The sequence below is a fragment of the Corallococcus sp. AB032C genome (assembly GCF_003668935.1).
In the GTDB taxonomy this organism is placed as follows: domain Bacteria; phylum Myxococcota; class Myxococcia; order Myxococcales; family Myxococcaceae; genus Corallococcus; species Corallococcus exiguus.
Genome location: NZ_RAWP01000010.1, coordinates 104,711 through 125,254, shown reverse-complemented (window position 1 = coordinate 125,254; position 20,544 = coordinate 104,711). Strand labels below are relative to the sequence as shown.

At 70.5% G+C, this 20,544-nt stretch carries 20 protein-coding genes; 14 read left to right on the top strand and 6 right to left on the bottom strand.

Annotated features, from left to right (window positions below):
* Positions 1–11 precede the first annotated feature (11 nt).
* Genes D7X99_RS06745 through D7X99_RS06735 form a run of 3 tightly spaced genes read right to left on the bottom strand, consistent with a single transcriptional unit; the run spans position 12 to position 2,641 of the window.
* Positions 12–680 carry a hypothetical protein gene (locus D7X99_RS06745; RefSeq protein ID WP_121777012.1) on the bottom strand — a complete coding sequence of 223 codons (669 nt, stop codon included), beginning with the start codon at positions 678–680 and terminating at the stop codon, positions 12–14.
* A complete protein-coding gene (locus D7X99_RS06740) occupies positions 677–1,585 on the bottom strand; it encodes a hypothetical protein (protein WP_121777011.1) in 909 nt (302 codons plus the stop codon). The genes D7X99_RS06745 and D7X99_RS06740 overlap by 4 nt, the downstream gene beginning before the upstream one ends.
* A gap of 60 nt (positions 1,586–1,645) precedes the next feature.
* Positions 1,646–2,641 (bottom strand): hypothetical protein, encoded by a 996-nt coding sequence (locus tag D7X99_RS06735; RefSeq protein ID WP_121777010.1) that lies wholly within the window; start codon positions 2,639–2,641, stop codon positions 1,646–1,648.
* A 276-nt stretch (positions 2,642–2,917) separates the two neighbouring features.
* Here D7X99_RS06735 and D7X99_RS06730 point away from each other — a divergent pair, with 276 nt between their 5' ends.
* Both D7X99_RS06730 and D7X99_RS06725 read left to right on the top strand, forming a co-directional pair.
* Complete coding sequence (locus tag D7X99_RS06730; RefSeq protein ID WP_121777009.1) at positions 2,918–3,961, top strand: pirin family protein; 1,044 nt, start codon at positions 2,918–2,920, stop codon at positions 3,959–3,961.
* Between the two features lie 145 nt (positions 3,962–4,106).
* Entirely contained in the window at positions 4,107–5,330 is a 1,224-nt protein-coding gene (locus D7X99_RS06725) for a glycosyltransferase family 4 protein (RefSeq protein ID WP_121777008.1), read from the top strand.
* Here D7X99_RS06725 and D7X99_RS06720 read toward each other — a convergent pair.
* Complete coding sequence (locus D7X99_RS06720; protein ID WP_121777007.1) at positions 5,261–6,454, bottom strand: glycosyltransferase; 1,194 nt, start codon at positions 6,452–6,454, stop codon at positions 5,261–5,263. The two genes, D7X99_RS06725 and D7X99_RS06720, sit on opposite strands and share 70 nt — an antisense overlap.
* 88 nt (positions 6,455–6,542) lie before the next feature.
* Between D7X99_RS06720 and D7X99_RS06715 the strand changes: the two genes are divergently transcribed.
* The 9 genes from D7X99_RS06715 to D7X99_RS06675 all read left to right on the top strand — a co-directional run bounded on the left by D7X99_RS06715 (position 6,543) and on the right by D7X99_RS06675 (position 16,621).
* Positions 6,543–7,985 carry an MATE family efflux transporter gene (locus D7X99_RS06715; RefSeq protein WP_121777006.1) on the top strand — a complete coding sequence of 481 codons (1,443 nt, stop codon included), beginning with the start codon at positions 6,543–6,545 and terminating at the stop codon, positions 7,983–7,985.
* Between the two features lie 200 nt (positions 7,986–8,185).
* Complete coding sequence (locus D7X99_RS06710) at positions 8,186–9,412, top strand: inositol-3-phosphate synthase (RefSeq protein WP_121777005.1); 1,227 nt, start codon at positions 8,186–8,188, stop codon at positions 9,410–9,412.
* 3 nt (positions 9,413–9,415) lie between these two features.
* On the top strand, positions 9,416–10,348 hold the full coding sequence (locus tag D7X99_RS06705; RefSeq protein ID WP_147476040.1) for a hypothetical protein: 933 nt from the start codon (positions 9,416–9,418) through the stop codon (positions 10,346–10,348).
* A 40-nt stretch (positions 10,349–10,388) separates the two neighbouring features.
* The gene (locus D7X99_RS06700; protein WP_121777043.1) at positions 10,389–11,423 is read left to right on the top strand and encodes a Gfo/Idh/MocA family protein; all 1,035 of its coding nucleotides are present in this window, start codon (positions 10,389–10,391) and stop codon (positions 11,421–11,423) included.
* Positions 11,414–12,247 carry a hypothetical protein gene (locus D7X99_RS06695; RefSeq protein WP_121777003.1) on the top strand — a complete coding sequence of 278 codons (834 nt, stop codon included), beginning with the start codon at positions 11,414–11,416 and terminating at the stop codon, positions 12,245–12,247. Before D7X99_RS06700 ends, D7X99_RS06695 begins: the two co-directional genes overlap by 10 nt.
* A complete protein-coding gene (locus tag D7X99_RS06690; RefSeq protein ID WP_121777002.1) occupies positions 12,244–13,719 on the top strand; it encodes a YcaO-like family protein in 1,476 nt (491 codons plus the stop codon). Before D7X99_RS06695 ends, D7X99_RS06690 begins: the two co-directional genes overlap by 4 nt.
* Positions 13,720–13,722: 3 nt before the next feature.
* On the top strand, positions 13,723–14,574 hold the full coding sequence (locus D7X99_RS06685; RefSeq protein WP_121752719.1) for a sugar phosphate isomerase/epimerase: 852 nt from the start codon (positions 13,723–13,725) through the stop codon (positions 14,572–14,574).
* Positions 14,571–15,857 (top strand): glycosyltransferase family 4 protein, encoded by a 1,287-nt coding sequence (locus D7X99_RS06680; RefSeq protein ID WP_121777001.1) that lies wholly within the window; start codon positions 14,571–14,573, stop codon positions 15,855–15,857. Before D7X99_RS06685 ends, D7X99_RS06680 begins: the two co-directional genes overlap by 4 nt.
* The gene (locus D7X99_RS06675; protein ID WP_121777000.1) at positions 15,854–16,621 is read left to right on the top strand and encodes a PIG-L deacetylase family protein; all 768 of its coding nucleotides are present in this window, start codon (positions 15,854–15,856) and stop codon (positions 16,619–16,621) included. The genes D7X99_RS06680 and D7X99_RS06675 overlap by 4 nt, the downstream gene beginning before the upstream one ends.
* Here the strand turns inward: D7X99_RS06675 and D7X99_RS06670 are convergent.
* Both D7X99_RS06670 and D7X99_RS06665 read right to left on the bottom strand, forming a co-directional pair.
* Positions 16,604–17,308, bottom strand: coding sequence for an immunity 52 family protein (locus D7X99_RS06670; RefSeq protein WP_121776999.1), 705 nt, complete (start codon positions 17,306–17,308; stop codon positions 16,604–16,606). The two genes, D7X99_RS06675 and D7X99_RS06670, sit on opposite strands and share 18 nt — an antisense overlap.
* Positions 17,305–18,690, bottom strand: a complete 1,386-nt coding sequence (locus tag D7X99_RS06665; RefSeq protein ID WP_233613150.1) for a Tox-REase-5 domain-containing protein — start codon at positions 18,688–18,690, stop codon at positions 17,305–17,307. The genes D7X99_RS06670 and D7X99_RS06665 overlap by 4 nt, the downstream gene beginning before the upstream one ends.
* Positions 18,691–18,769: 79 nt before the next feature.
* On the opposite strand from D7X99_RS06665, the gene D7X99_RS06660 reads away from it, so the two are divergent.
* The 3 genes from D7X99_RS06660 (at position 18,770) to D7X99_RS06650 (ending at position 20,534) form a co-directional block, all read left to right on the top strand.
* Complete coding sequence (locus D7X99_RS06660; protein WP_121776997.1) at positions 18,770–19,066, top strand: hypothetical protein; 297 nt, start codon at positions 18,770–18,772, stop codon at positions 19,064–19,066.
* A 49-nt stretch (positions 19,067–19,115) separates the two neighbouring features.
* A complete protein-coding gene (locus D7X99_RS06655; RefSeq protein WP_121776996.1) occupies positions 19,116–19,553 on the top strand; it encodes a lipopolysaccharide assembly protein LapB in 438 nt (145 codons plus the stop codon).
* 105 nt (positions 19,554–19,658) lie between these two features.
* The gene (locus tag D7X99_RS06650; protein ID WP_121776995.1) at positions 19,659–20,534 is read left to right on the top strand and encodes an alpha/beta fold hydrolase; all 876 of its coding nucleotides are present in this window, start codon (positions 19,659–19,661) and stop codon (positions 20,532–20,534) included.
* Positions 20,535–20,544: the final 10 nt, after the last annotated feature.

Here is a 20,544-nt window from a genome sequence, read left to right as displayed (position 1 = left end):
GCTTGGAAGGCTCAGGGCGACGCGGGGTTCTGGATGCGGAAGAGCAAGGCCACGCGCAGGGGCAGGTCCAGCGAGTCGAATCCCAGGCACGCGGCGGCCTCCGGTGACACCGGCTGCTTGGTGGCGAGCACCGTCTTGCCGGACGGGTCGCGCAGGGACAGCTTGCCGTCGCGCACCTTCACGTGGATCGCCTCCGCGCCGGAAGCGCCCTTCACGGACGCGCCGCCGCCGTCGGCGGTCACGCTGTAGAGCAGCATGCCCTGGTCATCCGTGAGCACCCACCCGGAGCCCTCGCGCGTCAGCGTGTAGCGCACCGCCGAGCGCGCGGCGTCCTTCACCTGGAACGCGTCCGGGCCGCCCGTGACGTAGGCCAACACCGCGTCGTCCGGACCGGACACCTTGAGCTCGCCGCCCTTCCACTTGTAGCGGGCGACCTCCTTGTCCGCGCCGTCGACGAGCTTCGCGCCGTCGTCCTTGGACTTGAGCGAGAAGCGCTCGCGGTCGTCGCCATCCTTGAACTTGAGCTTGGCGCCCGCCTCCTGCGGCTCGGCGGCGGAAGCGGCGGCGTTGGCGGGGATCGCCTGGGTGGGCTGCGCGCTGGAGGCGGGGGCACCGCCCTGCTGGCACGCCGAGGCTCCGAGCACTCCCAGACCCACGAGAAACAGGACACGAAGCTTCACGGCGTGGACCTCATCTTCCCGGGCTGACCCTGGGAGCTGGAGTGGTTGAGCACCTGGTAGAGGCTCAAGAGCATCATCGTCACGACGCGCGAGGCGTCATCCGGCGGGCGGACGATGAGCTCGCTGGGAGAGGCGGGCTTCGTCCTTCGCACCACCCAGTCCCGCCCGTCCCGCCCCAGCAGGGCGCGCATCGCCACGCGGTCCTGGGCCACGTCCAGCCGAGACAGCACGACCTCCGGGGGCAGCCGCACGGCCTGCTTCGCGTTCGCGCGCTGCTCCGCCAGTCCGGGGAAGCGCTCCGGCTTCACGCGCAGCCCCACCTGGAGCAGCGTCTTGCCCTTGCGCTTGGTCTTGAGCTTCGTCTTGCCGCTGCTGCCGCGGCCGTAGCGCTTGCGCTTCTGGACGTGCTCCACGACGGACAGGTGCAGGTGCGTGCCATCCGCGAAGCGGCCGTGCAGGGACAGCCACGCGTCGGTGAAGTCCTCGCAGTCCCACCGCCCCCGCTTGAGCTTGCCCACGCTCTTGCGCGCCTCATCCTCCGGCGCCAGGTCCAGCTTCACGTCCACCGGCGCGTTCGCGTCCAGGTCCACCTGGAACCGCTGGAGCAGCGTGGACACCAGCCCGTAGCGCCGGTTGTCCAGGTCCGTGTGCTTCGAGCGCATCCAGCGGATGCAGAGGGCGATGCTCGTCGCGAAGAACGCGGCGGCCAGCAGCCACTGCGTCAAGACAGTGAACGAGATGCTGAGACACACGAAGACCCAGGAGCCGATCCCCACCAGGGTCCGTGTCTTCTCCGCCCGCGAGTCCAACCCCGCCAGCGCCTTCAGGTCCGCCAGCACCTCCGGCACCGGAGCGCGGGTTTCATAGACATACGTCTTCTTGAATGCGGAGGTGTCGAGCGCCACGGTGGAGGGCCTTGTTCAGCGGAGACGGGCTGGGGAGCGTAGGAGGCGCTCCCCGACAGGTCAAACCGACTCGCGGCGTCCGCGCGCGGCCTGCGGCTTCGCGCGCCGGCGGGTGTAGCCCAGCACCTGGTAGATGCTCAGGAGCATCATCGTCGCGGTGCGGGACGCGTCGTCCTTCTCCAACGCCTGCTTCCAGAAGGCGGGGGCCTCCGGGTCTCCCGTCTCGCGCCCCGGCCGCGCCACCCATTCGTCGGACAGCCGGGCGCGCAGGGACAGCCGGCCCGCGGCGACGCGCACCCGCTCCAGTTCGACCTTCCGGGGCAGGCGCGTGGCGGCGGTGGCGCGGACCTTGAGCCGCTCCAGGCCGGGGTAGCGCTCCGGCTTCACGCGCACGGACACCTCCAGCCGGGCGAAGCCCTTGCGCTTGGTCTTCGTCTTCGTCTTGCCGCTGGCGCTCGTCTTGGAGCGCTCGCGCTTCTGGAGCTGATCCACCATGCGGATCCGCACGAAGGCGCCGTCCGCCAACCGGGTCTCCAGCGTGAACCACGGGTCGACGAAGAAGTCCGTGTTCCACCAGCCCACCATGTCCTGATTCACGCGCTTGTCGAGCACGTCCGGCGGACGCAGGTCCAGTTTGAGCCGCACCGGCGCGTCCGGGGCCAGGTCCATCTCCAGACGCTGGAGCAGCACCTGGGCCAGGCCGTAGCGCCGGTTGTCCAGGTCACGCTTCTTGAGCGCGGCGCGCGCCAGGAACAGGCAGAGGCCCGCGACGAGCAGCAGACCTCCCACCGAGCCCGTGACCGCCAGGAGCTGCTCGGCCGCCTCGGAGAGCCGGGTGTCCGCCTCCGCGTTGCCCACCCACACGCCGTAGGACAGGACGGCCATGACCGCGCCCGGAATCACGGTGAACCACCCGGACCACTCCAGCGCGCGCCGCTGCCCTTCCGCGCGGGCGTCCAGTTGGGACAGGACCTCCATGTCCTCGAGCAGGTCCGGCACCGGCGCGCGGGACTGGTAACGGAAGAGTTCGTGGAAGCGGCTGACGTTGACCGCCAAGGCGGTGGACTCCCTGCGATGCCCATCGGGCGGACCCGCGCGCGAGCGTAGAGGCCTCCGGGCCGTCCCACCAGGGGTGAACCGCCGACCATGCAGGCAGGCCAAGCGCCGGGAAGGCCAGGGCGTTAGGTAGGATGGGCGGCCCCAACGGCATGGAGCGCGAGGTGGACCGTGGATGAAGTGAGCCGGAGGGCAGCGCTGAAGCTCATCGCGGCGGCGGGTGTCACCACCGTCGCGGGGTGTTCACGCGGCTCGGGAAAGGCAGAGGAGTCGAAGATGAGTCAGCAGGCGCAGCAACCGGAAGCCGTGGTCCGCGTGGATCCGCTCGGGCCGTCCCCCACTCCGTGGCGGACGCCGGATCCGTTCCTCTTCTGCGTGCACCATGACGACCGCTACCCCCAGGGCAACGAGAAGCTGGGGCCGCAGGCGTCGCTCGCGGGCCGGGACATCGGCCAGGACTTCGCGGGGCGGGACGGCTGGAACATGTACCACGGCACCGTCGTGCCGGGCTTCCCGCAGCACCCGCACCGGGGCTTCGAGACGGTGACCATCGTGCGCAACGGGCTGCTGGACCACTCGGACTCGCTGGGCGCGGCGGCGCGCTTCGGCGGGGGCGACGTGCAGTGGCTCACCGCGGGCGGCGGCATCAACCACTCGGAGATGTTCCCGCTGCTCAAGCAGGACCAGGGCAACCACATCGAGCTGTTTCAAATCTGGCTCAACCTGCCGCGCGCCAACAAGATGGTGCCCGCGCACTTCTCCATGCTGTGGAACAACGTCATCCCGCGCCACGTGGCGAAGGACGACGCGGGCCGCGCCACGAACATCACCGTGGTGGCGGGCAACCTGGGCGACCTCCAGGCGCCTCCGTCGCCGCCCAAGTCCTGGGCCGCGAACGCGGACGCGGACGTGGCCATCTGGACGCTGAAGATGGAGCCGGGCGCGCGCTGGACGCTGCCGGCCGCGAAGCGCGGCACGAACCGGATGCTCTACTTCTTCCTGGGCGCAGGGATGAAGGTCGGCGGCCGGGCGGTGCCGGCGCGCAGCGCCATCGAGCTGCGCGCGGACGTGGACGTGGTGCTGGAGAACGGCCCGGAGACGGCGGAGCTGCTGCTGCTCCAGGGGCGGCCCATCGGCGAGCCGGTCGTGCAGTACGGCCCGTTCGTGATGAATTCGCGGCAGGAGATCCAGCAGGCCTTCGCGGACTACCAGCGCACGGGCTTCGGCGGCTGGCCCTGGCCCAGCCACGACCCGGTGCACGCGCGAGAGGAAGGACGCTTCGCGCGGCACGCGGACGGCAAGGTGGAGCGGCCGGCCTGATCAGGGCTTCTTCGCGTCGGCGGCCTTGGGCGAAGCCGTGAACAGCGCCACCATCACCACGGAGCTCATGAGCATGCGCGCCATCCTGCCCGAACTCCGGACCGCCCGGTTTGCCGCCGGCCCGCCGTCGCGGTAGCACCCTTCCGTGGCCTCCTCTGGAATCGTCTACGCGTCCTTCGACCGCTTCCCCGCGCCCAAGGGCGCCGCCGTGCACATCCGCGCCTTCGTGGAGGCGTTGGGCGCCGCGTTCGGCCCGGTGGACCTCGTGGCCATCGGCGACGCGTCGGGCGCTCCCCCGCCTGCCCTGGGTCCCCACATCACCTACCATCCGCTGGGTGCCCGCGGGAAAGACCTGGTCGCCCAGGCGCTGACGTTCCGCTCGCACCTGGGTGCGTGGTGGCGGGGCCGGCCGCGCGCGAAGGTCGTCCACGTCCGCTCCATCTTCGAGGGCTACCCCATCGCCCGGCGCAAGGCCGCCCTCACTGACGCGCTCGTCTATGAGGTCAACGGCCTGCCCTCCATCGAGCTCAAGTACCACCACCCCGACGTCTCCGATGACGCGGAGCTGATGCGCAAGCTGCTCGCGCAGGAAGAGGCCTGCCTCCAGGCCGCGGACCTGCTCGTCACGCCCAGCGCCGTCACCGCCGAGCACCTGCTCTCCCGCGGCGCGGATCCGAAGCGCCTGCGCGTCATCCCCAACGGCGTGGACCTGGACGTGTTCCGCTACGCGCTCCCACGTCCCCCCGAAGCCGCCCGCCCGCTGCGCCTGCTCTACAGCGGCACCATGACCGCGTGGCAGGGCGTGCACCACGCCATCGAGGCCTGTCGCATCCTACGCCGCGACCTGCCCGTGACCCTCACTCTCGTGGGCCCTCTGCGCAAGCACGCGCGCCGCGCCCTCCTGGACCGGTGCGGAGACCTCGTGCTCCAGGGCGCCGTTGAAATCCTCGAACCCCTGCCCCAGGAAGAGCTCGCCCGGCTGCACCACGCCTGCGACGTCGTGCTCGTGCCGCTGCCCGTGAACGACCGCAACTGCGTGCAGGGCTGCTGCCCCCTGAAGCTCATCGAAGCCATGGCCACCGGCACGCCCGTCGTCGTCAGCGACCTGCCCGTGGTGCGCGCGCTCGCGGAGGCCACCGAGGCCTACCGCATCCGCCCCGGCTCGCCCAAGGCCATCGCCGAGGCCGTGAAGGACCTCATCGCCAATCCCGCCCTCGTCGCCGCCATGAGCGCCAACGCCCGAGCCCGCGTGGAGCGCGACTTCCCGTGGGGCCGCGCGCAGGAGGCGCTCGTGAACGCCTACTCGGACGACCTGGGCATCGCGCGAGTCAGCACGCGCGACAACACCGCCGCCTCCGCGTCCGCCTGAAAGCCTGCCTCGATTCGCGCGCGCGCCGCCGTCCCCAGCGCCGCGCGCTTCGCTTCGGGCATGCCCAGCACGTCCAGGCACGCCTGCCCCAGGTGGTTGAGCAGCGCCTTCTCCACGATGAAGCCATTCACCCCGGACTCCACCGCCTCCGGGATGCCGCCCGCGTCGCTGGCGATGACCGGCCGCGCGCACGCCATCGCCTCCAGCAGCGCGTTGGGCATGCCCTCCCACAACGACGGCTGGAGATACACGTCACACAGCCGCAGGTGCTCCGCGATGAGCTCCGGGGACTCCAGCGCGCCGGAGATGATGATGCGCGCCGCGTCCTCCGGATGCTCCGCCCGGTAGGCCACCAGGTGCTCCGCGTCCCGGGCGCGCACCTCGCCAATCACCAGCAGGCACGCGGGCCGCACGCGCCGCACCTCCGTGAGCGCGGACAAGAGGAACGGCAGCCCCTTCTTGTGGCGCAGCTCCCCGGAGAAGCCGAGCACCGCCTCGCCCGGCTGGATGCCCAACCGCTCGCGCAGGGCCGCGTCCGCGGGGCCCGGTGAGAACAGCGCCGTGTCCACCGCGTTGGGGATGACCTCCACCCCCGGGTCTCGGCCCAGCAGCATCGCCATCTTCCGGCCCAGGTCCGCGGACGCGGCGGTGAGCACGTCCGCCCGCTGAATCGTCCAGAGCAGGCGGGCGAAGTCCCCCGGCGGGAACATCAGCTGATCCACGTCATTGCCCCGCGCGCTGAGGATGGACCGCAGCCCCGCGCTCTGCGCGAACACCACCGCGAGGAAGCCCGGCGGGTACAGGTAGTGCCCCCACACCAGGTCATACCTCCGCCGCGAGTGCAGGTGGCCGAGCACATCGAGCGTGTGCTGCATGGACAGGTCCGCGCTGCCGAACAACCCCATCCGGTGCAGCGTGACGCCCTTCGCGAACGGCGACACGTCCCCCGCGTCCGGCACCGTCTCCAGCGCTCCGGGCTGCGCCGTGCGGGTCCAGGCCACCACGTCCACGCGTGCGCCCAGCCGCACGAGCGAGCCCGCGGTGCGCGCCCCGCTGCGCGCGAGCCCTCCGATGTCAGGGGGAAAGCGCTCGGCGAGGAGGAGGACGCGGGGACCGGAAGCCATGCCCTCAATCTACCCGTCCGCACACGCCGGCGAGCGGGGAACCGCGAGGGATGAAAGCCAGAAGGCATCCCGTTGCAACGCGCAATCCATGACGCAACCCCCGCCTGAAACCCTCGCCCCGGACGCCGCCCCCTCCACCACTGGAGCCAGGGGCCTCCTTGCCTCCCTGTGGCTGGCCGTGAAGGGCTCCACCGAGGACCTGGCCACCGGGCCCGTGGATCGCGCCTTCCTGCTGCTGTCCGTGCCCATGGTGCTGGAGATGGTGATGGAGTCCGTCTTCGCCCTGGTGGACGTGCTCTTCGTGTCACACCTGGGCGCGGACGCCATCGCCACCGTGGGCCTCACCGAGTCCATGCTCACGCTCCTCCAGACCCTGCCGCTGGGCCTGTCCATCGGCGCCACCGCGCTCATCGCGCGCCGCATCGGGCAGAAGGATCCGGAGCGCGCCGCGAGCACCGCGGTGCAGGCCCTGGGCCTGGGGCTCGCGCTGGCCGTGCCGTTGGCGTTCGCGGGCAGCTTCTTCGCGCGTCCGCTGCTCATGGCCCTGGGCGCCGCGCCCGGCGTGGTGGAGCACGGCGCGGGCTACACGCGGCTGATGCTGGGCAGCTTCCCCATCATCATGCTGCTGTTCCTCATCAGCGCCATCCTGCGCGGCGCGGGGGACGCGGCCACGTCCATGCGCGCGCTGTGGCTGGCCAACTCCGTGAACATCGTGCTCGCGCCGCTGTTCATCTTCGGCCTGGGCCCCGTGCCCGCGCTGGGTGTCACCGGCGCCGCGCTGGCCACCACCGTGGGCCGCTCCACCGGCGTGCTGTATCAGGTGTACCGCCTGCTCAAGGGCAGCGGACGTCTGGAATTGCGCCGCCGCCACCTGCGCGTGGAAATGTCCACGCTGCGCGCGCTGCTCAAGCTGTCGGGAGGCGCCACGCTCCAGTCGCTGTTGGGCATGTCCAGCTGGCTGGTACTGATGCGCATCGTGGCCACCTTCGGCAGCACCGCGCTCGCGGGCTACACGCTGGCCATGCGCGTCCTGCTCTTCGCGCAGCAGCCGTCGTGGGGCCTGTCTCACGCGGCGGGCACGCTGGTGGGCCAGAGCCTGGGCGCGGGCGACACCGACCGCGCGGAGCGGGCCGCGTGGCGCGCCAGCTTCTACACGCTCGCGTTCCTGGGCGTGGTGGCGGTGGGCTTCCTCCTCTTCGCGGAGCCCCTCATCCACCGCTTCACCTCCGAGCCGGAGGTGGGCCTGCACGCCGTGCGCTGCCTGCGCATCGTCAGCTGCAGCCTGGCCCTCTACGCCTTCGTCACCGTGCTGCCCCACGCCTTCAACGGCGCGGGCGACACCACCACCCCCACCGTGGTGAACGCCCTCTTCTCCTGGGGCCTCCAGCTGCCGCTCGCGTGGATCCTCTCCCATCCTTTGGGCCTGGGGCCCTCGGGCGCGTTCATCGCCATCGCAGTCACGTACGGAGCGCTCGGACTGGCGAGCGCCGCCCTCTTCCGGCGCGGCGGGTGGAAGCTGCGGCACGTCTGAGACCGTCCTCCATCAGCCGACAGTGGCCACGGCCCAGGGGCTGAGTTGAAAGCCCTCGGGCAGGTGCGGACCTTCCCGAAACTCTCGCAGCGAGCGGGCGCCCCAAGCGCCTCCATCCACGGGGCTCCTGTCACCCCGGGGCGCCGCCGAAGTGTCGCCGCGAGAGCACGGGGCACAACGGTCGGGGAGGGGCATCACACATGGCGGGCAACGAGCGGTTGGGCGTGGCGGTGGTGGGAATGGGCGGAGCGGTGGCGACCACGGCGGTGGCGGGCATGGAGCTCCTGCGCCGGGGACGGGTGGACACGCGGGGCCTGCCGCTGGCGGATGCGAAGGGCCTGGGGCTGGTGGAGTACGGCGAGCTGACCTTTGGCGGCTGGGACCTGTTCGAGGACGACCTGGCGCACGCGGCGCGCAACCACGCGGTGCTGACGGAGGCGCAGCTGGAGGCGGTGGCGCCCACGCTGGGCCGCATGCGGCCGTGGCCCGCGGCCTCCAACGCGAAGTTCTGCAAGAACGTCGTCGGCACCGCCGAGAAGAAGGCGCGCACCCTGCGCGAACAGGTGCGGGCCATCCGCGACGACCTGGCCCGCTTCAAGCAGCGTGAGCAGCTGGAGCGCGTGGTGGTGGTGAACCTGGCCTCCACGGAGAAGGCCGTGGACCTCACCCGTCCGGAGTTCGCCACGCCGGAGGCCTTCGAGGAGGCCCTGGACGCGAACGACCCGGACATCGGCCCCGCGATGCTCTACGCGTACGCGGCCATCGTGGACGGCATCCCGTTCGCCAACTTCACGCCCAGCGTCGCCGCGGACGTGCCCGCGCTGCTGCTCCTGGCGAAGCGCACCGGCGCGCCCGTAGCGGGCAAGGACGGCAAGACGGGGCAGACGCTGCTCAAGACGGTGCTCGCGCCCGCGCTGCGCGACCGCGCGCTGCACGTGGACGGCTGGTACTCCACCAACATCCTGGGCAACCGCGACGGCGAAGCGCTCAACGACCCGGCGTCGAAGCAGAACAAGCTCGACACCAAGGGCGCCGCGCTGGACAGCATCCTTGGCTACAAGGTCCAGGACCACGTCGTCCAAATCCAGTACTACCGCCCTCGAGGGGACAACAAGGAGGCCTGGGACAACATCGACGTGACGGGCTTCCTGGGGCAGCCCATGCAGCTGAAGCTGAACTTCCTCTGCAAGGACTCCATCCTCGCCGCGCCGCTCGTCGTGGAGCTGGCGCGCACGTTGGACCTGGCGAAGCGCCGGGGCGAGTGCGGCGTCATCGACGCGCTGGGCTGTTTCTTCAAGGCCCCCATGTCGCAAGACGGCGAACCCGTGGAGCACGCCATGGCGGAGCAGCAGCGCCGCTTGATGGCGTGGCTGGGCAAGGGCCGCGGGCAGCAGGTGGAGCGCCCTCCGGAACGCATCAGGGGTTGAGCCATGAACGCACCCGCGCGTGACACGGCGTCCCCTGGCCGTTTGGCGGAGCTCCGCCCGCTCCTGTCGGAGCTGATGGACCTCAAGCGCATCCGCACCCCGGACCATCCGGACGGTCTGGCGGCGCACGGTTTCCGCCGGGCCTGGGCCGCGCTGGCCTCCGGCATGGACCCTCGCATCGTGGCGCTGCAGGAGACGGCGCGCGCGTTGGCGGCGGTGCGGCTGGGCGGCCTGGACATGGACGTCCTCCAGCGGGCGGGGCTGTCCCCGCTGGACGCGACGCGGGTGCTGCACCGGGGCCTGGAGGCGGTGGCCGGGCCGCTGGCCCCCGGCCTGCGGGAGCGGCTGTCCGTGGCGCTCTCCCAGACACCGGAGGAGGCGTGTCACGTGCCGCCGCCCCTGTTCGTGGACCGGCTGGTGCGCCAACCCCGCGCCGGGGCCACGTTCCCCGGCCGGCCGCGCATCCTCGTCTCACCGCAGGAGGGCCACGCGGACCACTGCTACGCGGTGGCGGTGGGCGCGGTGCTCGTCGCGCCCTGCTTCAGCGCATCCCCTGCCCTGCCCTTCGTGGCGGGGCTTTCGCACCACCTCTTCAACGCGGTGCTGCCGGACGCAGGCTACTGCGGAGAGGCGCTGCTGGGGGACCTGCTGGAGCCCGTCATGAAGCGCCTCACGGAGAAGGCCCTGTCCTCGCTGCCGGAGCGGCTGGCCGGTGTCGTGCGGCAGGCGCTGTCGCTCACCGGCAACGTGGACTCGGCGGAGGCGCGCGCTTTCAACGCCGCGGACGCGCTGGACCGGGTGCTGGAGCTGGAGGCCCACGCTCGAGCGGCGGGCTTCACCCTGCGCCACGCGATGGAGGACCTGGAGCTGATCCACCCCGGCCCGCTCCAGACGTTCGGCAACGGCGTCCTGCGCGACGCGGCGGTGTGGCCATGAGCCAGCGGCGGTTCCTGAACCTTCCCAACAGGCGGTGACCATGTTCGAGGCGAAGCCGAGGCCCCGGAGGCTGGGCTGGGCGGTGGTGGGCTGTGGCTGGGTGGCACGGGACTACGTCATTCCGGCGCTCCAGGGAGCGAGCAACGCGCGGCTGGTGGCCCTGTGCGACGCGAACGCGGAGGCGCTGATGCGCATCCCGGCGGACGACGTGAATCGCTACACCGAGCTGGGGTCGGTGCTCGCGGACAAGGACGTGCAGGCCGTCTACATCGCCACGCCCAACCACCTGCACGCGGCGATGACGGAGGCGTGCGCCGCCGCGGGCAAGCACGTGCTGTGCGAGAAGCCCATGGCCGTCACGCCGCGCGACGGCCTGCGCATGGTGTCCGCGTGCCAGCGCGCGGGCGTGCACTACGCCACCGCGTTCGACCAGCGCCACCACGCGGCGCACCGCAAGCTGCGCATGCTGGTGAAGGAGGGCGTGCTGGGCACCGTCACCCAGGCGCGCATCCACTACGCCTGCTGGCTGCCCGAGGACTGGACGCCGGACAACTGGCGCATCGACCCGGAGCAGGCCGGCGGCGGCGCGATGATCGACCTGGCACCGCACGGCCTGGACCTGCTGGAGGTGGTGCTGGGCGACGAGTGGGAGTCGCTCACCGCCATGACGCAGCGGCGCGTGCACTGCTACGCCGTGGACGACGGCGCGGTGCTGATGGGCCAGTTCAAGAGTGGCGCGCTGGGCCTGTTGCAGGTGGCCTACAACTGCCCGGACGCGTACCCCCGGCGCACGCTGGAGCTCATCGGCACCCGCGCGCGAGCGCTGGCGTACAAGACGATGGGCCAGACACCCGGCGGCTCCCTGTCGCTCATCGACGCGAAGACGGGAGAGGAGACGTGGGTCCCCCTCTCGCCGGAAGAGGACCGGAGCCCCTTCCTCCACCAGGTGGAGGTCTTCTCCACGTGCGTGCTGGAGGGCCGTCCACAGCCGTTCGCGCCGGAGCGCGACGTGCGGCTCGTGGGGCTGCTGACGCAGGCGACGCAGTCCGGAAAGGCGTTTCCGCCATGCCACTGACCCGCTACGCCTGCACCCACTGCGGCACGTGGCAGCCAGGCTTCCCGAGCGAGCGGCCCACGGGCTGTCCCACCTGCCTGGACGTGCGCAACGCGCTGCCGCGCGACGGCTGGGACTTCCAGACGGCGGGCCAGGTGTCGGAGCAGCTCACCACGCGCTGGGAGGAGGCGCTGCCCGGCATCTGGGGCTTCACCTGCACGCCGCCCTTTGGCCTGGGCTCCACGGGATGGCTGTTGCGCAGGCCCGAGGGCAACGTCGGCTTCGAGGGCGCGCCCTGGTACTCGCGGCCCGCGCTGGAGTTCATCGAGGTGATGGGCGGCCTCCAGGTGCTGTCCGCGTCGCACCCGCACGGCTTCGGTGCGCTGTGGCAGTTGCAGGAGCACTTCGACCCGCTGCTCGTGCTGCACCGGGACGCGGTGCGATACAGCAAGGCCTTCCAGGTGCGCTGGCCGGTGGATGACGAGCATGAGCTGGCGCCGGGCCTGACGTTGCATTGCGTGGGCGGCCACTACGAGGGCCAGACGGTGCTGTACGACGCGCGCACCCGTTCGCTGTTCTGCGGCGACGCGCTGAAGATGGACCTGGACGCGCGAGGCAGACCCACGGGCCTGTCGTGCCACAAGGGCTTCCACTACGCGATTCCGCTGAGCCACGGCGAGCTGCGCCGCTACCGCGCGGTGCTCAAGCAGCTCCCGTTCGAGAACGTCTTCACCCCGTTCGAGTTCGCGCGAGGCGTCACCCGCGAGCACGCGCTGGCGCTGTTCGACCGGCTGCTCTCGGGCATGCCGCACACCCGTCCCCTGCCGCTGGAGGAACTGTCATGAGCATTGCCCGAGCCCTGGATGCGTATCACCACGCCGTGTCCACCGGCGCCCTGCAGATGTTCCGCATCGACCCCATCGACCGGCTGGGAATTCCGGTGGCCTCCGCCAGCCTGGCACTGGGAGGCGGGCTGGGCGCGGTGCTGCACGGCAACGGCTACGGCCACACGGACGAAGAGGCGCGGGTGGGCGCGCTGGGCGAGTTGGTGGAGGAGACCTTCTGTGAGCTCGCGATGCACCGAATGCCGCGCGTGCACGGCAGCTACGCGGCACTGGTGCGCGCGCGAGGTCCCACGGCGGTGGCGGATCCGCTCACGCTGGGGCTGCCCGCGGGCAGTCCGTATCAACCGGACCTGCCGCTCGTCTGGGTGGAGATGCAGCGGCTGTCCACGGGGGAGCGGGTGCTGGTGCCGGAGGAGTACGTCGCCATCCATCCCGGGCAATTGCAGGGGAGAACACCGCTCATCACGCCCATCACCAACGGGCAGGGCGCGGGGCTGACGCGGCCCCAGGCGCTGGCGCACGGCCTGCTGGAGCTCATCCAGCGCGACGGCAACGGGCTGATGTACCGCGCCATGGACCAGGGCGTGGTGCTGGACCTGGAGGGCACGGACCTGGCGCCGGACGTGCGCGAGCTGTTGGAGCTCTACCGCCGCGCGGGCGTGGAGGTGATGGCGAAGCTGGCCAGCACGGACTTCGGCCTGGTGAACCTGTACGTGGTGGGCCGCGACCTGTCCGTGGGGGACCAGCCGCTGATGGTGACGGCGTGCGGAGAGGCGGCCGACCCGGACCGGGACCGGGCGCTGCGCAAGGCGCTGCTGGAGTACGCCTGTTCGCGCGCGCGCAAGGCGTTCATGCACGGGCCGCTGAACCACGTGGCCCGGGTGGCGCCGCCGGAATACATGGACCGCTTCGTGCCGCGGGTGGACCTGGACGCGGAGGAGCCGCGCGCGCTGAACGCGATGGTGGAGTGGGCGCGGCTGCCAGCCTCGGCGCTGCGAGAGCTGACGGCGTGCACGCTGATGGTCCGCCAGAAGGTGCGCTTCGAGGACCTGCCCCGTTCGCCCACCGTGGAGGACCCCTCGCTCCGGTGCGACCACGTGGTGAGGCAGCTGCACGCGGAGGGCTTCGACATCCTGGTCGCGGACCTGTCGCCGCCGGGCCGGCAGGTGCACGTGGTGAAGGCGCTGGTGCCGGGCCTGGAGGTGGAGACGATGACGTACAACCGCCTGGGCGAGCGCAACGTGGCGCGGCTCCTGGAGCGCAGGGACCCACTGGTGGGCCTGGGAGCACCGCCGCCGGGCGCGCAGCCGGTGCGACTGACGCCGGAGGCCGAGTCACGGCTGGGAGGCCCCGTCTGGTTCAACGTGCGGCTGGCGGAGGCGCGCGTGGGACGGCTGTACGCGCTCTACCGGGAACCGGACCGCCACGCGGTGCCTGCGGTGCTCGCGAGCCGCCGCTTCGGGGGGCAGTGAGCCATGGCCCTGCGCTTCGCGTACAACACCAACGGCGTGTCGAACCACCGCTTCGAGGACGCACTGGGCCTCATCGCGGACAGTGGCTACGACGGCGTGGCACTGACGCTGGACCACCACCACTTCGACCCGTTCGCGCCTGACTTCGAGCGGCGCACGGAACAGCTCGCCACGAGGCTGGAGCGGCTGGGCCTGGGGCTGGTGGTGGAGACGGGGGCGCGCTTCCTGCTGGACCCTCGGAGGAAGCACGAGCCCACGCTCATCACTCCGGACGCGCAAGGACGCGCGCGACGGCTGGAGTTCCTGAAGCGCGCGGTGGATGTGTGCGGGACGTGCCGGGGGGAAGCGGTGTCCTTCTGGGCGGGAGTGCCACGTCCAGGAGTGACGGAGAAGGCCGCGTGGCCGTGGCTGGTGGACGGCGTGGCACGGCTGGCGGAGTACGCGGCGGCGCGCGGCGTGGTGCTGGCAGTGGAGCCGGAGCCGGGGATGCTGGTGGAGACGGTGGACGATTGGCGCCAGTTGGAGACGCGGGTGCCCGGCGTGCGTCTGGCATTGGACGCTGGGCACCTGCTGGTGACGCAGGAGCGGACGCCCGCGGAAGCGGTGCGCGAGTTCGCGCAGGTGCTGGGCACGGTGGCGCTGGAGGACATGAGGCGCGGCGTGCATGAGCACCTGCCCTTTGGCGAAGGGGACGTGGACGTGCCGTCGGTGCTGCGCGAGCTGACGCGCGCGGGCTACGACCGGCTGGTGTGCGTGGAGCTGTCACGGGACGCGCACCGGGCGCACGAGCTGGTGCCCTGGGCGCTGGAATGGTTGAGGAAGCGCCTGCCGACGGGCGCGGAGGTGGCGGCATGAACACCGTGAACGGACTGCGAATCTGTTTCATCTCCCGGCGTTTCTTCCCGGCCATCTCGGGGATGAGCGTCTATGCGCTGAACCTGGTGCGGGAGCTGGTGGCGTGCGGGCACGACGTGACGATGGTGAGCCAGTACCGCAGCGACGCGGCGGGCATGGCGGTGTACGGGGGCGGGCCGCCACCGGGAATCCCAGGCGCGCACGTGCTGGGCTGCGAGTCGGTGGGCGAGCAGCGCATCAACCAGGGCCAGCCGGCGAGCTTCGAGCATGACCTGGAGGTGATGGTGAACACGGTGGTGCGCGAGCACCGGCGCCGCCCGTTCGACCTCATCCATGCGCAGTACGGCTATCCGTGCGGCCTGGCGGCGCTGCAAGCGGCGAGGCTGTTGGGATTGCCCAACGTCGTCTCCATCCAGGGTGGAGATGGGCACTGGGTGGGGACCTGCTGCGGGACGCACAAGCAGGCGATGCTCGCGGTGCTGGGCCACGCGGGGGCGCTGCTGATTGGGAGCAGGTCCTTCGCGCAAGAGGTGAGCGGGAACCACGGGACACCGCTGGAGCGGTTCACCATCGTCCCCGGCGCCACGGACACGCTGCGCTTCCATCCGAGGAGTGAGTCGGCGGTGGGAGAAACGCGGGACGTGCCGGTGTGGCTGTACCACGGCCGGGTGGACGCTCGGAAAGGGGTGATGGAGCTGCTGGATGCCGTGCAGCGGCTGGTGGCGGACGGGCGGAGGTTCAAGCTGCGGGTGTCTGGGATTGGACCGGACCTGGAGGCGGTGCGAGCGAAGGTGGAGACCGAGGGGCTCCACGGCGTGGTGGAGCTCACGGGGGCATCCCTCTACGCGAAGGCGCCGGACCTGTACCGGAGCGCGGACCTGTTCGTGTCGCCCACGTATTCAGAGGGGTTCTCCAACACGCTGCTGGAGGCGATGGCCTCCGGGCTGCCCATCGTGTCGACGCGAGCGGTGGGGGTGGTGGACTGCCTGGAGGACGGGCGGGACGCGCTGCTGGTGCCTCCGAAGGACAGCGCCGCGCTGGCGGAGGCGATGGGCCGGATGATGGACGACGCGCCGCTGCGCAAGCGGCTGGCGGCGACGGCGCTGCGCGAGGCGCGGGAGTTGTACTCGTGGCGTGCGGTGGGGCGGAGGATTCAAGGCGTCTACAGGAACCTGACAGGCACGCGGCCAGACACGCGGTGGACGCACCTCTACGACCCGGCGATGACGGAGGAGCGAGCGGACCACACGTGCCGCTTCCGGGCGGAGCCGCACCTCCTATGAGCACGGCCCTGTTCGTGTCGCCGCACCTGGACGACGTAGCCTTCTCCTGTGGAGGCACGTTGGCGGCGTTGAAGGCAAAGGGGTGGACGGTGGTGCTCGTCACCGTCTTCACGAAGTCGGTGCCTGGGCCGAAGGGCTTCGCGCTGCAATGTCAGACATCGAAGGGGCTGGGGCCGGACGTGGACTACATGGCCCTGCGGAGGAAAGAGGACCGCGCCTTCGCGGCCTGCATGGGCGTGGACCAGGTGCGCTGGGGAGACCTGGAGGAAGCGCCGCACCGGGGCTACGCGAGCCCGGAAGCGCTGTTCCAGCCACCGCGAGCGGACGACGTCATCGAAGCGAAGGTGGCGAAGTGTTTGAAGCCGCTGTTGTGGGACCTGAAGCCGGACCGGGTCTTCGTGCCCCAGGCGCTGGGGAGCCACGTGGACCACGTGCACGTGGTGCGCGCCGTGAAGGGGCTGGGCATCCCGACGACCCGGATCCTCTACTACCGGGACACGCCCTACGCCGTGCGCCAACCGAAGGCCCACCCTGACGCCGCCGTGCCCCAGGGCCTGCATCCCCTGGCCGTGGACATCACGGAGCACCTGCCGAAGAAGGTGGAGGGCTGCGTCCGCTACGGCACGCAGCTGGGCTTCCAGTTCGGCGGAGTGGACGGCCTGGCGCGGACGCTCACGGCGTTCCACCGGATGGAAGCGCGGGAACGGGGTCAGTCCGGGGCCGCGGAGGTGTTCCTGGCGGAGTCATCACAAGGCGCGCAGTAGACCGGCTGCATCGAGCACCTGGTGCACCTCCGTGGCCAGCCGGACGTGTTCCGGGTTCGTCACCGTGAAGCGTTCCTCCGTGAGGATGACCAGGGTGCCCAGGTCCTCCACGGGCTCAACGCGCACCGGAGCGGGAAGCGGGGGAACCTCTCCCCATTGCTGGGAGAAGTAGGTCATCCAGCCCACGAAGGTGCCCGCGTCCCCCGAGGAAGGCGACACCTGGTCCCGGTACTGCTCGGATGCAACGACGCTCCACGCCGGCTCCCAACAGTGCACCACGGCCCGGATCACTTCACGCAAGATGGGTGCGGTCAGTACGCGTCCGGCCACCTCGCCATTGCGAGGCGGACTGACCAGGCAGATCGAAGTTGGCACATCATCCGCAGAACCACAGTAACCATCGACCAGGCTTGTCTCATCCGGATGAGTTCCTGCCCATAACCAATAGCGAAAGGCATCACCTAGCCGGTTCTTCTTCCGAGCGAACAGCTTCAGGAAGTTCGCTCGGTCGGTCGAGAACGTGCGTGCACTGGCTTCCTTGAACGAACGTCCGGACTCATGCCACGACTGCCATTCAGGCTCAATGCGGCCCAGTTCACCGAACAGGTTTGACGCTCGAGTGGCGCAGGACTCCGCATCCTCGGTTCGCCCCAGCCAGTAAGCCCCTACGTAGTAGTTGTCAGTCATTCAGTCGGTGCGGCCCATTGGTTTGGCGCAAGGGAGCGTACTTCCACTCCGATGTTTCGGCGCTTGAATAGAGCACGCAATGCATCTGCGAATTTCTCCTCAGCGACCACCCAGCGAACGCGCAGTCCTCCAGCTACCCTCAACTGCCGCTGAGCCTGATCAACCAGGGCATCCTCTTTCTTGAAGAACTCTTTTGCCTTCAGGTCGGTACCATAGAACTTCTCGTAGCCAGGGCCCTTGGCGTCCAGCAGAACAGGCTCCTCCGGCTCGAAGCCGTCGAAGTCGACCTCCTCGTTCCCCTTCTTGACCCGATACGCGGAGCCCTTCGGCGCCCCAGTCACCTGGGCCTGATAGTCGCGGGCGCGATTGGACATCGACTCCTTCACCTGCACCCACTTGCCCGGGCCTCCTGCTGGTGGCATCCCTCCGCTGCTACTCGGAGGAGGCGGGCCCACCGCGGCCATCGCCACCGCCGTGGACGCGAGCGTCACCTCCACCACGCCGTCCACCACCGCCACCGCGCTCACGTCCAACACGCGCGCCGGGTTGAAGCCCACCTGCGCCGAGCCCGCGCTCACCGCGTCCGGGAAACGTGGCATCAACGAGAGCGCGGACGACAGCCCCACCGTCACGCCGTGACTCACCAGCATCGTCACCGCGAGCACGAAGATTCGCGCCACCTCCGGTCCCAGTGCCTGCGCGAAGACCTCCGCCGCCTCCTCCAACTCCTGAAACGTCCGCGCCCGGTCTGTCGCCTCCTTCAGCGCACCGCACGCCCGCACCACCGTGAGGAACGACTGCACGCCCACGTACGCCAGGAACACGGCCGCAATCACCGCCGCGGCCTTGGTGAACACGGGCTCTGGCGCCGCCGCCAACACCACCCAGGACGCAATCGCGCCCGACACCACGGACACGAAGAACTCCGGGTTCAGCGTGTCCTGCAGCGCCGCGCCAATGCTCGCGCGCAAGGGGTCCAGCGACATGCCCACCGCGAGCGTCAGCCGGTCCAACTCACCGAAGCCCGCGCCGTCCTCCAGCAACGACAGACAATCCCCCGGAGCCACATGCGCCCGGCACCACCGCCCATACCCGTCCCGCAGCATGAACCCGAACCCCAGGTCCAGCTGCGCCCCCTTCTTCGCGACCGCGAGCACCACCCTCGGTGCCCGCACCGCCAGTGGCGCCTCCAGCACCAGCCGCGTCAGCGCCTCCTCGAACTCCCGAGCGCTGACCGGCACACGGCGGTCCCACGTGGCCGGGGCGTATGTCCGGGTCTCCCGTTCCGTGCGCAGCCGCACCGTGGGTCCACTGGCGCAGCCCGCCCAGAACACCAGCAGCATCAGCCAGCAGCCAGCCCGTCCCCACGGTTTCGTGCCCAAGTGGCGTCTCCCATCCACGACGTGTCATCACCCTGCTAGGCTCGTTATTCCTCAAATGCCGACAAGGCAGGGAGTGACAATGCGCATCCAATCCATCATGAGCGGCGCGGTACTGACGGTGGGCCTGATGCTGGCGGGCTGTGGCGGGATGGACCCCACCGCGGAGGCACAGCAGCCGGACCTCGCCACGCGCAAGGACGAACTGCCTCCCTGCAGCGGCACCGAGGAGTACAGCCGCGTGTTCTACAGCGACCCAGGCTTCACCAACGAAGTGGGCCGTTGGCGGTGCTACTGCGGTGAGGGCAGCGCCTGGATCTCCGGCCAGTGGCAGGGCGCGCCCTACTCCCGTTACGAAGACGAACTCGCCTGCTTCTAAGTAGACTGCTCCGAGGACCGCGAATGTCTCCCCGGTCCTCGGAGCAACGATGACGTCGATCCCCGATGAAACCCACCAGCGCATCACCGACCTCTGCGCCCAGGGAGACACCGCGGCGGGAGAGGACGACTTCGAGCAGGCCCTGAAGCACTTCAAGGCCGCCCTCGCCCTGATTCCCGAGCCCACCCGCGACCATCAGCAGAACACCTGGGTGCGCGCCGCCATCGGCGACATGTACTTCCAGCTCGAACGCTTCGAGGACTGCCGCGAGCACTTCCGGGATGCCGTCCACTCGCCGGGAGGGCTCGGCAATCCCTTCATCCACCTGCGGCTCGGCCAGTGCGCCCTGGAGCTGGGAGACGAAGCCCGCGCGGCCGACGAGCTCGCCCGCGCCTTCATGGGCGGAGGCGAGGAGCTCTTCGAAGGCGACGACGCGAAGTACCTGGAGTTCATCCAGTCCCGCCTGCAGCCACCCCAGGACGCCTGAGGGCTCCGGGGACCCGAGCGCCGGGCTCCCCGCTCGACCTGGCGCCTCACGCACGCGGGGCATGCACACCCTGAGGCGTGAACCCGCTCTCGCGAGGAGGCGCCCATGACACGCCAGCAGCCGAGCACCGTCCGTCCCTTCTTCCCGGAAGGCTTCCGCGAAGGCGACGAGGACGTCAACGGCACGCGGATCCACTTCGTCATCGGCGGCAAGGGCAGCCCCGTCGTGCTGCTGCACGGCTACACGCAGACGCACCTCATGTGGTGGCGTCTGGCCCCCGAACTCGCGAAGCAGCACACCGTGCTCATCCCGGACCTGAGAGGCGCGGGTGCTTCCGCCGCCCCCGCGAAGGGCTATGACAAGGAGACCATGGCCCGCGACATGCGCGCGCTGGTGAAGAAGCTCGGCTTCGACAAGGTCTCCGTCGTGGGCCACGACATCGGCCTGATGGTCGCCTACGCCTACGCCGCCCTGTTCCCCGACGAGGTCGAACGCCTGGCCCTCCTGGACGCGTTCCTGCCGGGCATCGAGCCCTGGTCCGACCAGGTCATGAGCAGCCTGGCCGTGTGGCACTTCACCTTCAACGGCCCCACCGCGGAGAAGCTGGTGCAGGGGCGTGAGCGCATCTACTTCGACCATTTCTGGACCGACTTCGCCGCCAATCCCCAGGCCGTCGGCGAAGCGGAACGGCAGGCGTACACGGAGGCCTACGCGGCCCCGGGCCGGCTCCACTCGACGTGGGGCTACTTCCAGGCGTTGGACCAGGACAAGAAGGCCTTCCGGGAGCTGGCCCGGAACAAGCTCCCCATGCCCGTGATGGTCATTGGCGGTGACAAGTCCATGGGCGAACCGCTCGTCGCGCAGGCGCGTGCAGTGGCAACCCAGGTCGAGCCCCACATCCTCCGGGACACCGGCCACTGGGTGACCGAGGAGCGGCCAGCGGAGGTCCGCGAGCTGCTCGGAGACTTCCTCCGGGCATGACGCCTGGCCT